Annotated in this window: 11 protein-coding genes and 1 tRNA gene; all 12 read left to right on the top strand. The window is 61.3% G+C overall.

The window, feature by feature from the left end; translation table 11 throughout:
- The first annotated feature begins 98 nt into the window (after positions 1–98).
- The 12 genes from ISO4_RS16050 (at position 99) to fusA (ending at position 15,547) form a co-directional block, all read left to right on the top strand.
- Positions 99–174: transfer RNA gene (locus tag ISO4_RS16050), tRNA-Trp, on the top strand.
- A gap of 43 nt (positions 175–217) precedes the next feature.
- A complete protein-coding gene (secE, locus tag ISO4_RS16045; protein WP_067606418.1) occupies positions 218–595 on the top strand; it encodes a preprotein translocase subunit SecE in 378 nt (125 codons plus the stop codon).
- Between the two features lie 9 nt (positions 596–604).
- Positions 605–1,147 carry a transcription termination/antitermination protein NusG gene (nusG, locus tag ISO4_RS16040; protein WP_142949711.1) on the top strand — a complete coding sequence of 181 codons (543 nt, stop codon included), beginning with the start codon at positions 605–607 and terminating at the stop codon, positions 1,145–1,147.
- 90 nt (positions 1,148–1,237) lie between these two features.
- Complete coding sequence (rplK, locus tag ISO4_RS16035) at positions 1,238–1,666, top strand: 50S ribosomal protein L11 (RefSeq protein WP_142949710.1); 429 nt, start codon at positions 1,238–1,240, stop codon at positions 1,664–1,666.
- A 3-nt stretch (positions 1,667–1,669) separates the two neighbouring features.
- Positions 1,670–2,365, top strand: a complete 696-nt coding sequence (gene rplA, locus ISO4_RS16030; RefSeq protein ID WP_067609358.1) for a 50S ribosomal protein L1 — start codon at positions 1,670–1,672, stop codon at positions 2,363–2,365.
- Positions 2,366–2,671: 306 nt separating this feature from the next.
- Entirely contained in the window at positions 2,672–3,205 is a 534-nt protein-coding gene (gene rplJ, locus ISO4_RS16025) for a 50S ribosomal protein L10 (RefSeq protein WP_194856878.1), read from the top strand.
- 70 nt (positions 3,206–3,275) lie between these two features.
- Entirely contained in the window at positions 3,276–3,656 is a 381-nt protein-coding gene (rplL, locus tag ISO4_RS16020) for a 50S ribosomal protein L7/L12 (RefSeq protein WP_067606407.1), read from the top strand.
- 146 nt (positions 3,657–3,802) lie between these two features.
- The gene (gene rpoB, locus ISO4_RS16015) at positions 3,803–7,945 is read left to right on the top strand and encodes a DNA-directed RNA polymerase subunit beta (RefSeq protein WP_142949708.1); all 4,143 of its coding nucleotides are present in this window, start codon (positions 3,803–3,805) and stop codon (positions 7,943–7,945) included.
- Positions 7,946–8,049: 104 nt separating this feature from the next.
- A complete protein-coding gene (gene rpoC, locus ISO4_RS16010) occupies positions 8,050–12,249 on the top strand; it encodes a DNA-directed RNA polymerase subunit beta' (protein ID WP_194856877.1) in 4,200 nt (1,399 codons plus the stop codon).
- Between the two features lie 148 nt (positions 12,250–12,397).
- On the top strand, positions 12,398–12,772 hold the full coding sequence (rpsL, locus tag ISO4_RS16005) for a 30S ribosomal protein S12 (protein WP_067606428.1): 375 nt from the start codon (positions 12,398–12,400) through the stop codon (positions 12,770–12,772).
- 122 nt (positions 12,773–12,894) lie between these two features.
- Positions 12,895–13,365, top strand: a complete 471-nt coding sequence (gene rpsG / locus ISO4_RS16000; protein ID WP_142949706.1) for a 30S ribosomal protein S7 — start codon at positions 12,895–12,897, stop codon at positions 13,363–13,365.
- Positions 13,366–13,447: 82 nt separating this feature from the next.
- A complete protein-coding gene (gene fusA / locus ISO4_RS15995) occupies positions 13,448–15,547 on the top strand; it encodes an elongation factor G (RefSeq protein WP_194856876.1) in 2,100 nt (699 codons plus the stop codon).
- Positions 15,548–15,605: the final 58 nt, after the last annotated feature.

Raw genomic sequence — 15,605 nt, 5'->3', positions numbered from 1 at the left:
CGTTGGCGCCGGCGTGGTGTCCAAGATCATCGAGTAAGACAGTTAGTGTGTTGATGGCCGGGGCTTTCATGCCCCGGCTGTTGCATTTGTAAAGTTACAGGCCAGTAGTTCAATTGGTAGAGCACCGGTCTCCAAAACCGGCTGTTGGGGGTTCGAGTCCCTCCTGGCCTGCCAAATTTCCCAGAGCTGCCATTCGGGCGGCGGGGTGCATCGGCAGATGACTGAGAAAGCACAAGGGCAGTCTGGCTCCTCCTCCGTTCTGGAGGGCATCAAATGGCTGGTGGTGGCTGCATTGGTGGTCACCGCCGTGGCCGGTAACAGCTATTTCTCCGACATGTCCCCCCTGTATCGGGCGCTGGGCGTCGTGGTGGTGGCTCTGCTGGCGGCCTTCGTGGCCCTGCAGACCGAGCAAGGCAAGGCGTTCAACCAGTTGCGCAAGGACTCCATGGTGGAGCTGCGCAAGGTGGTCTGGCCCACGCGCCAGGAGACGCTGCAAACCACGGCGATTGTCCTGGTGTTCGTATTGATCGTGGCTTTGCTGTTGTTCGTGCTCGACTGGGTGCTCAACGGCGCAATCTCGATGCTCATCGGCTAAGGGGTGCACATGGCAAAGCGTTGGTACGTGGTACACGCTTATTCCGGCTTTGAAAAGCACGTCAAGCGGTCCCTGGAGGAGCGGATCAAGCTCAACTCCATGGAAGAGCTGTTTGGCGAGATTCTGGTGCCCACCGAAGAAGTGGTGGAAATGCGCGCCGGCCAGAAGCGCCGGTCCGAGCGCAAGTTCTTTCCCGGTTATGTGCTGGTGCACATGGAAATGAACGATGACTCCTGGCATATGGTCAAGGAGACGCCCAAGGTGATGGGCTTTATCGGCGAGGATCCGAAGAATCCGGGTCGCGTATCGCCGATCACCCAGAAAGAGGCGGACGCCATTCTTCGCCGCATGGACGATGCGGTGGAAAAGCCGAAGCCGAAAACCCTGTTCGAGGCGGGCGAAGTGGTCCGCGTCACGGACGGGCCTTTCGCCGACTTCAACGGCGTGGTGGAAGAAGTGAACTACGAAAAGAGCCGCCTGCACGTGGCGGTGTTGATTTTCGGTCGCTCCACCCCCGTGGAACTGGAATTCGGACAGGTCGAGAAGACCTGATCCCTGGTGTCTTCCGCTGTTGTGGCGGAAGGCGGATGACCAACCTCAGGGGAGCCCGTTCCCGGGCGCTTGAACCCAAGGAGTCTTATCATGGCTAAGAAAGTAGAAGCCTACATCAAGCTGCAGGTGGCAGCGGGTCAGGCTAACCCCTCACCGCCGGTGGGTCCCGCTCTGGGCCAGCACGGCGTGAACATCATGGAATTCTGTAAGTCTTTCAACGCCCAGACCCAGCAGATGGATCAGGGTGCGCCGGTGCCGGTGGTGATCACCGTTTACGGTGACCGCTCCTTTACCTTCACCATGAAGACGCCGCCGGCGTCTTACCTGCTGAAGAAAGCGGCCAACATCAAGAGCGGCTCCGGTGAGCCCAACACCAAGAAGGTGGGCACGGTGAACCGGGCGCAGCTGGAAGAGATCGCCAAGGCCAAGGAGCCTGATCTCACCGCCGCGGATCTGGACGCCGCAGTGCGCACTATCGCGGGCTCCGCCCGTTCCATGGGCCTGGACGTGGAGGACTAACCAATGGCTAAGCTGTCCAAGCGCGCCCGCGCCATCCGTGAAAAGATCGAGCCGGGCAAGTTGTACCCGGTGGAAGAGGCCGTGACTCTGCTGGCCGAGATGTCCACCGTGAAGTTCAAGGAATCCATCGACGTGTCCGTGAATCTGGGCGTCGACCCGCGTAAATCCGACCAGAACGTGCGTGGCGCCTCCGTGCTGCCCCACGGTACCGGTAAGACCGTGCGCGTCGCCGTATTCGCTCAGGGCGCCAAGGCGGAAGAAGCCAAGGAAGCCGGCGCGGACGTGGTCGGTTTCGACGACCTGGCCGAGCAGGTTCAGGGCGGCGAGATCAATTTCGACGTGGTGATCGCTTCTCCGGACGCCATGCGCGTGGTCGGTAAGCTGGGCACCATCCTGGGTCCCCGCGGTCTGATGCCCAACCCCAAGGTGGGCACCGTGACTCCGGACGTGGCCCAGGCGGTTAAGAACGCCAAAGGCGGTCAGGTGCGTTACCGCACCGACAAGGGCGGCATCATCCACTGCACCGTGGGTCAGGTGGGTTTTGACGCCAACGCCATCAAGGAAAACGTGGAAGCGCTGATCAACGACCTGAAGAAGGCCAAGCCTTCTTCCGCGAAAGGGGCGTATTTCAAGAAGGTCACGCTTTCCAGCACCATGGGCCCGGGCCTGGCGATCGATCCCGCCTCCCTGGCCATGTAAGAAAACGGGCCGGCTTAGGCCGGTCCAAAGGGCTTTGATCCCGGCGGCGGCCTCGCAAGAGGCGCGGCCGACGGGGCGTCAAAGACCGCAGGTCCGCTGACGTGAATGGAGTCTGGCTTTATGAGCCAAGTTTCCGTCCGCGATTAAAGGGTAACCGCCTGCGCAGGCGCGGTAGTTACAAATCCTGTGTCAAAGCAGGGGCTGGCTTCCGCGATACCGACCGGGCAACCGGTCATGGCAACCGCCGGGTACATCAGCAAGGCAGTCGATGAATCCGGTTAAGTTTGTGAATCCAGGAGGTAAATCGTGCCTTTGAATCTGGAGGACAAACGGGCGATTGTGGTTTCGGTGAATGCTGCGGCTTCCGAAGCGCTGTCCGCCGTGGTTGCCGACTATCGTGGTCTCTCTGTGGCGGAAATGACCAATCTCCGTCTCAAGGCCCGCGAAACCGGCGTGTATCTGAAAGTTGTTCGGAACACGTTGGCCAAGCGCGCCGTTGCAGGTACTGAGTATGAGTGCCTCACCGATGCGCTGGTCGGCCCCACGGTTCTGGCATTTTCCCAAGACGATCCGGGTGCAGCTGCCCGACTCATCAAGGATTTCGCCAAGGACCACGACGCGCTCGAAGTTAAAGCGTTGGCGGTAGGCGGTGTGGCGTACGAAGCCAAGGACATCGATGTCCTGGCTAAGCTGCCCACCCGTGATGAAGCCATTGCTCAGCTTATGTCCGTCATGCAGGCCCCGGTGGCCAAGTTTGTCCGCACTCTCAACGAAGTGCCCGGCAAGTTTGTTCGCACGATGGCCGCCGTGAAGGACCAGAAACAGCAGGAAGCTGCCTGAGCCTCAGGCCGGCAGCGTAACTACCCGATTCACTCGGGATCGCCCGTACGGTGATTTTAGGAGATTGAAAATGGCCGTTTCCAAAGAAGATATCCTCAGCGCAGTAGCTGATATGAGTGTTATGGACCTCGTTGAACTGATCGAGGCCATGGAAGAGAAGTTCGGCGTAACCGCCGCTGCCGCCGTTGCCGCTGCTCCCGCAGCCGCTGGTGGTGACGCTGGTGCCGCCGCCGAAGAACAGACTGAGTTCGACGTGGTTCTGACCGGTTTCGGCGACAAGAAAGTCGGCGTGATCAAGGCAGTGCGCGAAGTAACCGGTCTGGGTCTGAAAGAAGCGAAAGAACTGGTCGAGAGCGCACCTGCTCCGGTCAAGGAAGGCGCTTCCAAGGACGAAGCCGAAGAGATCAAGAAAAAGATCGAAGAGGCCGGCGGTACTGCTGAGCTTAAGTAAGCGCGAGAGCGTTATGTCTTTCCACATTATGACGGAAAGACGCCGGCTGGCAGCTTAAGGGCTGCCAGCCTTTTGTCGTTTCTGTATGAAGGGTTTCGTACAGAAGTATCACCCAGGGGTGATAGGTCAACAGCCGAGGAACGCAGATGGCATACTCATTCACTGAGAAAAAGCGGATCCGCAAAGATTTCGGCAAGCTTCCAAAGGTCATGGAGGTTCCGTACCTTCTGGCCATACAGCTCGATTCTTACCGCAAGTTCCTGCAACACGACAAAAGCGCTGATGAGCGCTTTGAAGAAGGCCTGGAAGCGGCCTTCCGGTCCGTATTCCCGATATCAAGCTACTCCGGGAACGCGGCACTCGAGTATGCCGGCTATGAGTTCGGCAAACCCGTTTTCGATGTCAAGGAATGCATCATTCGTGGCACCACCTATGCCGCGCCTCTGCGCGTGCGTATTCGGTTGGTGATCTACGACAAAGAGTCCAATGGCGCCATCAAGGACATCCGTGAGCAGCAGGTCTACATGGGTGAAATCCCCTTGATGACCGAAAACGGTACCTTCGTGATCAATGGTACCGAGCGGGTCATCGTATCCCAGCTGCACCGTTCTCCCGGCGTGTTTTTCGACCACGACAAGGGCAAGACGCACTCCTCCGGGAAGCTGCTGTATTCAGCCCGGGTGATTCCTTACCGTGGTTCCTGGCTGGACTTCGAGTTCGATCCCAAGGACATGGTGTATGTGCGTATCGACCGCCGCCGCAAGTTGCCGGCGACGATCCTGCTGCGCGCCCTGGGTTACACCTCCGATGAAATTCTCGACATCTTCTTCGAGACCAACGAGATTCTGGTCGAAGACGGTGTGTATCGCATGCGCCTGGTGCCGGAACGTCTGCGTGGTGAAACCGCGACGTTCGATATCCTGGCCGGCGATGAAGTGGTGGTGGAACGTGGCCGCCGGGTAACCGCGCGTCACATCCGCCAGCTCGAAAAAGCCAATATCGAATACCTGGAAATTCCCGCCGAATACCTCCAGGGCCGTTACCTCGCCAAGTCCATCATCGACGAGGAAACCGGCGAGGTATTGCTGGAGTGTAATACCGAGCTGGGCGCCGACGCGCTGGAGAAACTGGAGAAGGGCGGCATCAAGCGGTTCGAGACGTTGTACACCAACGATCTCGACAATGGGCCGTTCATGTCCGACACCCTGCGTGCCGATCCCACCCGCAGCCCCCTTGAGGCGCTGGTGGAAATCTATCGCATGATGCGCCCCGGCGAGCCGCCCACCAAGGAAGCGGCGGAGAACCTGTTCCGCAACCTGTTCTTCACCGACGAGCGCTATGACCTGTCCGGCGTGGGCCGGATGAAGTTCAACCGTCGTCTGGGCCGTGAGGACGTCACCGGCCCGGGTATCATCTATGACGGTCGCTACTTCAGTAACCGCACCGACGATGAAGGCAAGCAGTACTACGAGCAGATCGGCGGCGAGACCTCCGACATCATCGACGTACTGAAGACGCTGGTGGACATCCGCAACGGCAACGGCGTGACCGATGACATCGATCACCTGGGCAACCGCCGCATCCGTTCCGTCGGCGAGATGGCCGAGAACCAGTTCCGCGTCGGTCTGGTCCGTGTCGAGCGCGCCGTGAAAGAGCGCCTGAGCCTGGCCGAGTCCGAGGGCCTGATGCCCCAGGACCTGATCAACGCCAAGCCGGTGGCGGCGGCGGTGAAGGAGTTCTTCGGCTCCTCCCAGCTGTCCCAGTTCATGGACCAGAACAACCCGCTGTCCGAGATCACGCACAAGCGTCGTGTCTCCGCGTTGGGCCCGGGCGGCCTGACCCGTGAGCGCGCCGGCTTCGAAGTGCGCGACGTGCACCCGACCCACTACGGCCGGGTATGTCCGATCGAGACGCCGGAAGGCCCGAACATCGGCCTGATCAACTCGCTGGCCAGCTACGCGCGCACCAACGAGTACGGTTTCCTGGAGTCCCCCTACCGCAAGGTGATCGACGGCAAGGTGACCGACGAGATCGAGTATCTCTCCGCCATCGAGGAAGCCGAGTGCGTGATCGCCCAGGTGGACGCCAAGATGACCGACGACGGCGGCTTCGTTGAAGACTTCGTCACCGTGCGTCACCGCTACGAATTCACCGTCATGGAGCGGGACACCATTACCCATATGGATGTCTCCCCGCGCCAGGTGGTGTCCGTGGCCGCGTCCCTGATTCCGTTCCTGGAGCACGATGACGCCAACCGCGCCTTGATGGGCTCCAACATGCAGCGCCAGGCGGTACCGACCCTGCGTGCCGAGAAGCCCCTGGTGGGCACCGGCATGGAGCGTCACGTGGCCCGCGATTCCGGCGTCTGCGTGGTGGCCCAGCGTGGCGGCGTGGTGAACAAGGTGGATGCCTCCCGGATCATCGTTAAAGTGAACGACGATGAGGTGGTGGAAGGCGAAGCCGGTGTGGATATCTACAACCTCACCAAGTACACCCGCTCCAACCAGAACACCTGCATCAACCAGCGTCCGCTGGTGAAAGTGGGTGACCGGGTCTCCGCCCGCGACATCATGGCCGACGGCCCGTCCGTGGACATGGGTGAACTGGCCCTGGGCCAGAACATGCGCGTCGCGTTCATGCCCTGGAACGGTTACAACTTCGAGGATTCCATCCTCATCTCCGAGCGTGTGGTGAAAGAGGACCGCTTTACCTCCATCCACATTCAGGAACTGACCGCCATCGCCCGGGACACCAAGCTGGGCGCCGAGGAAATCACCGCCGACATCCCCAACGTGGGCGAGGCGGCGCTGGGCAAGCTGGACGAGTCCGGTATTGTCTACATCGGTGCGGAAGTGGAAGCCGGCGACATTCTGGTGGGCAAGGTGACGCCGAAAGGCGAGACCCAGCTGACGCCGGAAGAGAAGCTGCTGCGTGCCATCTTCGGCGAGAAGGCGTCCGACGTGAAGGACACCTCCCTGCGTGTGTCCTCCGGCGTGAAAGGCACGGTGATCGACGTTCAGGTGTTCACCCGTGACGGCGTCGAGAAAGACGAGCGCGCCAAGCAGATCGAGCAGGACGCGCTGGACAAGTTCCGCAAGGACCTGAAGGACGAGTACCGCATTCTCGAGCGGGACAGCCTGGACCGTCTGCGCACCGTGATGGTGGGCAAGAAGGTCAACGGCGGTGCCGGCCTCAAGCGTGGTACCGAGCTGACCGACGCGATCCTGGACGATCTGGACGCGGCCCAGTGGTTCGAACTGCGCCCCGCCGACGACGACGTGGCCGAGCAGCTCGAGCGTACCCATCAGTACCTGGAGCAGCACAAGAAAGAGCAGGACGAGCGCTACAAGGACAAGCAGTCCAAGATCTCCGGCGGCGACGACCTGTCCCACGGCGTGCTCAAGGTGGTCAAGGTCTACCTGGCGATCAAGCGTCGCATCCAGCCCGGTGACAAGATGGCCGGCCGTCACGGTAACAAAGGTGTGATCTCCGTGATCATGCCCGAGGAGGACATGCCGTACGACGAGCACGGCGTGCCGGTGGACGTGGTGCTCAACCCGCTGGGTGTACCGTCGCGGATGAACGTGGGTCAGATTCTCGAGACCCACCTCGGCTGGGCGGCCAAAGGCCTGGGCGAGCGCATCGGCGAGATGCTGGATCAGGAAAAGAAAGCCACCGAGGTGCGCGATTTCCTGGACCAGATCTACAACCAGACCGGCGCCGGCGGCACCGACGAGGAGTGGGGCAGCTTCAGCGAAGCCGACATCATGGAGCTGGCCGAGAACCTGCGGGCCGGCGTGCCCATGGCCACCGCCGTATTCGACGGTGCCAAGGAGTTCGAGATCAAGGCGCTGCTGGAGCTGGCCGGTTACGACCGCTCCGGTCAGATCCAGCTGTGGGACGGCCGCAGTGGCGAACCGTTCGACCGCAAGGTGACCGTCGGCTACATGTACATGCTGAAGCTGAACCACCTGGTGGACGACAAGATGCACGCCCGCTCCACCGGTTCGTACAGCCTGGTGACCCAGCAGCCGCTGGGTGGTAAGGCACAGTTCGGTGGTCAGCGCTTCGGTGAGATGGAAGTCTGGGCGTTGGAGGCGTACGGCGCCGCCTACACCCTGCAGGAAATGCTCACCGTGAAGTCCGACGACGTAAATGGCCGTACCCGCATTTACAAGAACATCGTCGACGGCGACCACCGGATGGATCCGGGCATGCCGGAATCCTTCAACGTACTGCTGAAGGAAATCCGGTCTCTCGGTATCAATATCGAGCTGGAAAACGACTGAGTGCGTGACGCCGCCTTCGGGCGGCGCGCCACCCGGGCGGCGCTGCCGCCCGACCCGGATTTAGGAAAGAATCGCGAGCGAAAGCTCCATACGGAGGACTGGCCTTGAAAGACTTGCTGAATCTGCTCAAAAGTCAGGGACAAGTCACGGAATTCGACAAACTGAAGATCGGTCTGGCGCCGCCGGACCTGATCCGTTCCTGGTCTTTTGGCGAAGTGAAAAAGCCGGAGACCATCAACTACCGTACGTTCAAGCCGGAGCGTGATGGCCTGTTCTGCGCGCGTATTTTCGGTCCTATCAAGGACTACGAATGCCTGTGCGGTAAATACAAGCGGCTCAAGCACCGGGGCGTGATCTGTGAGAAGTGTGGCGTTGAAGTCACCCTCTCCAAGGTCCGCCGTGAGCGCATGGGCCACATTGAGCTGGCCAGCCCGGTAGCGCACATCTGGTTCCTCAAGTCGCTGCCCTCGCGCATCGGCCTGATGCTGGACATGACCCTGCGCGACATCGAGCGGGTGCTGTACTTCGAGTCCTTCGTGGTGACCGAGCCGGGTATGACCACTCTGGAGCGCGGTCAGCTGCTGACCGACGAAGAGTACTTCGACGCGCTCGAGCAGTTCGGTGATGAGTTCGAAGCCAAGATGGGCGCCGAGGCGGTCCAGCAGCTGCTGCTGGAGCTCGACCTGCAGGAAGAGATCAACACCCTGCGCGAGGACATCGAGGCGACCAACTCCGACACCAAGCTGAAGAAGCTGTCCAAGCGTCTCAAGCTGATGGAAGGCTTCCACGCCTCCGGCAACGCGCCGGAGTGGATGATCATGACGGTGCTGCCGGTGCTGCCGCCGGACCTGCGTCCGCTGGTGCCCCTGGACGGCGGCCGCTTCGCGACCTCCGACCTGAACGATCTGTACCGCCGGGTGATCAACCGTAACAACCGCCTCAAGCGGCTGCTGGACCTGAACGCCCCGGACATCATCGTGCGCAACGAAAAGCGCATGCTGCAGGAGTCCGTGGACGCGCTGCTGGACAACGGCCGCCGTGGCCGCGCCATCACCGGTTCCAACAAGCGCCCGCTGAAGTCCCTGGCCGACATGATCAAGGGCAAGCAGGGCCGTTTCCGTCAGAACCTGCTCGGTAAGCGGGTGGACTACTCCGGCCGTTCCGTGATCGTGGTGGGCCCGACCCTCAAGCTGCACGAAACCGGTCTGCCGAAGAAGATGGCTCTGGAACTGTTCAAGCCGTTCATCTTCGCCAAGCTGGAAGCCCGCGGCCTGGCCACCACCATCAAGGCGGCCAAGAAGATGGTCGAGCGCGAGACCGCCGAGGTGTGGGACATCCTCGCCGAGGTGATCCGCGAGCACCCGGTGATGCTGAACCGGGCGCCCACGCTGCACCGTCTGGGCATCCAGGCGTTCGAGCCGGTGCTGATTGAAGGTAAGGCGATCCAGCTGCACCCGCTGGTGTGCGCGGCGTTCAACGCCGACTTCGACGGTGACCAGATGGCGGTGCACGTGCCGCTGACCCTGGAAGCCCAGCTCGAAGCGCGCGCGCTGATGATGTCCACCAACAACATCCTCTCTCCCGCCAGCGGCGAGCCGATCATCGTACCCACCCAGGACGTGGTTCTGGGTCTGTACTACATCAGCCGTGAGAAGGTGAACGTCAAAGGCGAAGGCCGGGTGTTCGCCGACATCGCCGAAGTACTGCGCGCCCTGGGCACGCGGGAAGTGGCGCTGCACGCGCGGGTCAAGGTGCGCATCCACGAAGTGGTCAAGGATCAGGAAGGCCGCATCGAGGAAGCCACCCGTCTGGTGGAGACCACCCCGGGCCGCTGTAAGATCTGGGACATCGTCCCCGAAGGCATCGGCTTCGACATGGTCAACCAGAACATGACCAAGAAGGCGATCTCCAAGCTGCTGAACACCTGCTACCGGATTCTCGGTACCAAGGAAACCTGCATCTTCGCCGACCAGATCATGTACATGGGCTTCCGCGAAGCGACGCTGTCCGGCTCCTCCATCGGTGTCGAGGACATGGTGATCCCGGAAGCCAAGGTGAAACTGATCGCCGCCGCCGAGGAAGAAGTGCGCGAGATCGAGGAGCAGTTCGCTTCCGGTCTGGTGACCCGCGGTGAGCGCTACAACAAGGTGGTCGACATCTGGGCGCGCACCAACGACCAGATCGCCAAGGCGATGATGGACAACCTGAACAAGGAAATCGTCGTTAACCGTGACGGTGAAGACGAGACCCAGGCGTCCTTCAACTCCATCTACATGATGGCCGACTCCGGCGCCCGGGGCTCCCCGGCGCAGATCCGTCAGCTCGCCGGCATGCGGGGCCTGATGGCCAAGCCGGACGGCTCGATCATCGAGACGCCCATCACCAGCAACTTCCGTGAGGGTCTGAACGTACTTCAGTACTTCATCTCCACCCACGGCGCCCGTAAAGGTCTCGCGGACACGGCACTGAAAACCGCCAACTCCGGTTACCTGACCCGCCGTCTGGTGGACGTGGCCCAGGATCTGGTGGTCACCGAGGAAGACTGTGGCACCGAGGAAGGCCTGCTGATGACGCCGCTGATCGAAGGCGGTGACATCGTCGAGCCCCTGCGTGAGCGGGTGCTGGGCCGGACCGTGGCCCGTGACCTGGTGCGCCCGGGTACCGACGAGGTGGTCTTCACCGCCGGCACGGTGCTGGACGAAGTCTGGGTCGAGAAGCTCGAGGCGATGGGTATCGACGAGATGATCGTCCGCTCCCCGATCACCTGTAAGACCAAGTGGGGCATGTGCTCCCGCTGCTACGGCCGTGATCTGGCCCGCGGTCACCGGGTTAACATCGGCGAGGCGGTCGGCGTGATCGCCGCCCAGTCCATCGGTGAGCCGGGTACCCAGCTGACCATGCGGACCTTCCACATCGGTGGCGCGGCGAGCCGGGCTTCCGCGGTGTCCAGTATTCAGGTCAAGCACGGTGGCAGGATCCGCTTCCACAACGCCAAGCACGTGCAGCACAAAGACGGTCTGGTGATCGTTTCCCGCTCCGCGGAGCTGGCGGTGGTGGACGACCTGGGTCGTGAGCGCGAGCGCTACAAGATGCCCTACGGCGCCATGGTCACCGTGGGCGAGGACGACCAGGCCGAAGCCGGCCAGGTGGTCGCCACCTGGGACCCGCACACCCACCCGATCATCGCCGAGGTGGAAGGTAAGGTTCAGTTCGGGGACATGGAAGAAGGTATTTCGGTGAACTACCAGACCGATGAGCTCACCGGTCTGACCAACATCGAAGTGCTCTCCACCCAGGACCGGCCCTCCGCGGGTAAGGACCTGCGCCCGGTGGTTCGCGTGGTGGACGCCAAGGGGAACCCCGTGGCACTGCCCAACACCGACGCGCCGGCGGCGTACTTCCTGCCCGGCGGCGCGCTGTCCGGTCTCAAGAACGGCGCCAAGATCGGCATGGGTGACGTGATCGCGCGGATTCCGCAGGAATCCTCCAAGACCCGTGACATCACCGGTGGTCTGCCCCGCGTGGCCGACCTGTTCGAGGCGCGTAACCCGAAAGAGGCCGCGATCCTCGCCGAGAAGAGCGGTGTCGTTTCCTTCGGTAAGGAAACCAAGGGCAAGGTGCGCCTGGTGATCACCCCGGACGACGGCGGTGCGCCGTACGAAGAGCTGATCCACAAATGGCGTCTGCTCAACGTGTTCGAAGGTGAGCACGTGGAGAAGGGCGAAGTGGTCTCCGACGGGCCGCTCAACCCCCACGACATCCTGCGTCTGATGGGTGAAGTGGAGCTGGCGCGCTATATCGTCAACGAGGTGCAGGAGGTCTACCGCCTGCAGGGTGTGAAGATCAACGACAAGCACATCGAGACGATCATCCGCCAGATGCTGCGCAAGGTGGAAATCACCGAGCTGGGCGATTCCTCCTTCATCAAGGGCGAGCAGATCGAATACGCCCGCCTGATGGAAGAGAACGAGCGCCTCAACGGCGACGACAAGATGCCGGCACGCGGCTCGCGCCTGCTGCTGGGTATCACCAAGGCGTCCCTGGCCACCGAATCGTTCATCTCCGCGGCGTCCTTCCAGGAAACCACGCGGGTGTTGACCGAAGCGGCGGTGACCGGCAAGGAAGACGACCTGCGCGGTCTGAAGGAAAACGTGGTGGTGGGTCGTCTGATCCCCGCCGGTACCGGTTACGCCTACCATATGGAACGGCGCCGCCAGCGCGAGGAAGCGCACGGCGACGGCCCGACCATGGACGAGGTGGAAGCGGCGCTTTCCGAAGCACTCAGCTCCTCCGACGAGGAGTAGTCGGCTCCGGGGGCGTCTTGACTTGACGCCCCCGGATCCCTAGAATCCGTCGCCCCTGTCTATAGCCCGGAAAAGGCCGTGGACGGACCCAAGGGTGGCGAAACGAAGCAAGTTCGTCACAGAACTGTAAGCGTGGAGCAGTAGTTTCATGGCAACTGTAAACCAGCTTGTGCGCAACCCGCGCAAGAGGAAGGTTGAAAAAAGTGACTCGGTCGCCCTGCAGGGCTGCCCGCAGCGTCGCGGCGTTTGCACCCGGGTGTACACCACTACCCCGAAAAAGCCGAACTCCGCGTTGCGTAAAGTGTGCCGTGTGCGCCTGACCAACGGTTATGAAGTGTCTTCCTACATTCCCGGGGAAGGTCATAACCTGCAGGAGCACTCCGTGGTGCTGATCCGTGGCGGTCGTGTAAAAGACCTGCCCGGCGTGCGCTACCACACCGTGCGTGGCACGCTGGACACCGCCGGTGTTCAGGACCGTAAGCAGCGCCGTTCCAAGTACGGTGCCAAGCGGCCGAAGAAGTAAATCGAACCCCTTTTCTGACGGTCGGGCCGGTTGGCCCGATGGGATGAGTAAGGCCGGGCTCCGTCCCGGGTAACCCTGAAGCTTTCCCCGCCCCGGCGGGGTGAAAACGAGGAACACATCCGATGCCTAGAAGACGCGTCGTAGCCAAACGCGAGATCCTGCCGGATCCGAAGTTCGGGAGCCAGTTGCTGGCCAAGTTCATGAACCATGTGATGGTCGACGGCAAGAAGTCCGTAGCCGAGCACATCGTTTATGGCGCCCTGGACATCGTCGCGGATCGCAAGAACGGCGAGCCCCTGGAACTGTTCGAGAAAGCGCTCGACAACATCCGTCCGATGGTGGAAGTGAAAAGCCGTCGGGTCGGTGGCGCCACCTATCAGGTGCCGGTCGAAGTGCGTCCCAGTCGTCGTACCGCCCTGGCCATGCGCTGGCTGGTGGATTCCGCGCGTAAGCGTGGTGAGAAAAGCATGGCTCAGCGCCTCGCCGGTGAAGTGGCGGACGCCGCTGAAGGTAAGGGCGCAGCCATGAAGAAGCGGGAAGACGTGCACCGCATGGCCGAGGCCAACAAGGCCTTCTCCCACTTCCGCTTCTAAGCAAGAAGGTAGGATGAGTAAACCGGCCTGCTCAAGTTCAGGCCGGTTTTTGTATTGGATTCAGTGAATCGAGGTTAGCAGCGTGGCACGTAAGACTCCTCTCAACCGCTATCGCAACATTGGTATCTGCGCCCACGTGGACGCGGGCAAGACTACCACCACCGAGCGCGTCCTCTTTTACACCGGTGTGTCTCACAAAATCGGTGAGGTACACGACGGTGCCGCGGTCATGGACTGGATGGAGCAGGAGCAGGAGCGTGGTATTACCATTACCTCCGCTGCCACCACTACCTTCTGGCAGGGCATGGACCAGCAGTACGACCAGCACCGGATCAACATCATTGATACCCCGGGGCACGTGGACTTCACCATTGAGGTGGAGCGTTCCCTGCGTGTACTCGACGGTGCCGTGGTGGTGTTCTGTGGTACTTCCGGTGTGGAGCCGCAGTCCGAGACCGTATGGCGTCAGGCCAACAAATACGAAGTGCCCCGCGTGGTGTTCGTCAACAAGATGGACCGCGCCGGCGCCGATTTCGAGCGCGTGGTCGAGCAGATCCGCAAGCGTCTGGGTGCCAAGGTGGTTCCCATTCAGCTGAACATCGGTTCCGAAGACAACTTCAAGGGCGTGGTCGACCTGATCCGCATGAAGGCGATCTATTGGAACGAAGGCGACATGGGTATGACCTACGAGCAGAAGGACATCCCCGAAGAGCTCCAGGCCCGTTGCGACGAGCTGCGCGAGCAGATGGTCGAGTCCGCCGCCGAGGCCTCCGAAGAACTGATGGAGACCTACCTGGAGAATGGCGAGCTGACCAACGAGCAGATCAAGGCCGGTCTGCGTCAGCAGGTCATCGCCAACGAGATCGTTCTGGCTCTGTGCGGCTCCGCCTTTAAGAACAAGGGCGTGCAGGCGCTGCTGGACGCGGTGATCGAATACCTGCCGGCGCCGGACGAAGTGAAGGCGATCCAGGGTGTACTGGAAGACGGTGAAACCGTTGAGGCCCGTAAGTCCAGCGACGACGAGCCGTTCTCCGCGCTGGCGTTCAAGATCGCCACCGACCCGTTCGTGGGCTCGCTGACCTTCATCCGCGTTTACTCCGGCGTGCTGAACTCCGGTGACAGCGTGATGAACTCCGTTCGCGACAAGAAAGAGCGCGTCGGCCGTCTGCTGCAGATGCACTCCAACTCCCGCGAGGAGATCAAGGAAGTGCGCGCCGGCGACATCGCCGCCTGCGTGGGTCTCAAGGACGTCACCACCGGTGACACCCTCTGTGACCTGAACAAGGTGATCATCCTTGAGCGCATGGAATTCCCGGATCCGGTGATTTCCGTGGCGGTGGAGCCGAAGTCCAAGGCCGACCAGGAGAAGATGGGCATGGCGCTGGGTCGTCTGGCACAGGAGGATCCGTCCTTCCGTGTGAAGACCGACGAAGAGTCCGGCCAGACCATCATTTCCGGCATGGGCGAGCTGCACCTGGACATCCTTGTCGACCGCATGAAGCGGGAGTTCAAGGTGGAAGCGAACATCGGCGCGCCGCAGGTGGCTTACCGCGAAACCTTCACCAAGCCGGTGGACGTGGAAGGTAAGTTCGTCAAGCAGTCCGGTGGTCGTGGTCAGTACGGCCACGTCAAAATCAAGTTCGAGCCCATCGATCGCGATGCGGACTTCGAGTTTGAAGAGCAGATTCACGGCGGTGTGGTTCCGAAAGAGTACTTCGGTGCTGTTCAGAAAGGTATCGATGAGCAGCTGAAGTCCGGTGTACTGGCCGGCTACCCGGTGCTGGGCGTGAAAGCGATTCTCTACGATGGTTCCTACCATGAGGTGGATTCCAACGAGAACGCCTTCCGCATGGCCGGTGGCCTGGCGGTGAAGAACGCCGCGAAAGAGGGTGGTGCCGTTCTGCTCGAGCCGATCATGAAGGTCGAAGCGGTTACCCCCGAGGAGTACATGGGCGACGTCATGGGTGACCTGAGCCGTCGTCGTGGCACCGTGCAGGGCATGGAAGACACTCTGTCCGGCAAGGTGATTCGTGCCGAAGTGCCGCTCTCCGAGATGTTTGGCTACGCGACCGATCTGCGTTCCATGTCTCAGGGTCGCGCCAGCTACTCCATGGAGTTCCTGAAGTACTCCGAGGCACCGCGCAATATCGCCGATGACGTCATCAGCGGTAAGAAATCTTAAATTTACGGATAATTTGTTAAGGGTATTGAGCCGTGGCAAAGGAAAAGTTTGAACGTAA

Source organism: Alloalcanivorax venustensis ISO4 (genome assembly GCF_015356855.1).
GTDB lineage: Bacteria > Pseudomonadota > Gammaproteobacteria > Pseudomonadales > Alcanivoracaceae > Alloalcanivorax > Alloalcanivorax venustensis.
Note: the sequence above shows the minus strand (reverse complement) of the source record. Positions and strands in the feature narration are given on the sequence as shown.

Bases quoted from the DNA above. Each gene is read 5' to 3' on its own strand.
- secE (WP_067606418.1), top strand. From the start codon at position 218: ATGACTGAGAAAGCACAAGGGCAGTCTGGCTCCTCCTCCGTTCTGGAG.
- rplL (WP_067606407.1), top strand. From the start codon at position 3,276: ATGGCCGTTTCCAAAGAAGATATCCTCAGCGCAGTAGCTGATATGAGT.
- rplA (WP_067609358.1), top strand. From the start codon at position 1,670: ATGGCTAAGCTGTCCAAGCGCGCCCGCGCCATCCGTGAAAAGATCGAG.
- rplK (WP_142949710.1), top strand. From the start codon at position 1,238: ATGGCTAAGAAAGTAGAAGCCTACATCAAGCTGCAGGTGGCAGCGGGT.
- rpoB (WP_142949708.1), top strand. From the start codon at position 3,803: ATGGCATACTCATTCACTGAGAAAAAGCGGATCCGCAAAGATTTCGGC.
- rpsG (WP_142949706.1), top strand. From the start codon at position 12,895: ATGCCTAGAAGACGCGTCGTAGCCAAACGCGAGATCCTGCCGGATCCG.
- rpsL (WP_067606428.1), top strand. From the start codon at position 12,398: ATGGCAACTGTAAACCAGCTTGTGCGCAACCCGCGCAAGAGGAAGGTT.
- nusG (WP_142949711.1), top strand. From the start codon at position 605: ATGGCAAAGCGTTGGTACGTGGTACACGCTTATTCCGGCTTTGAAAAG.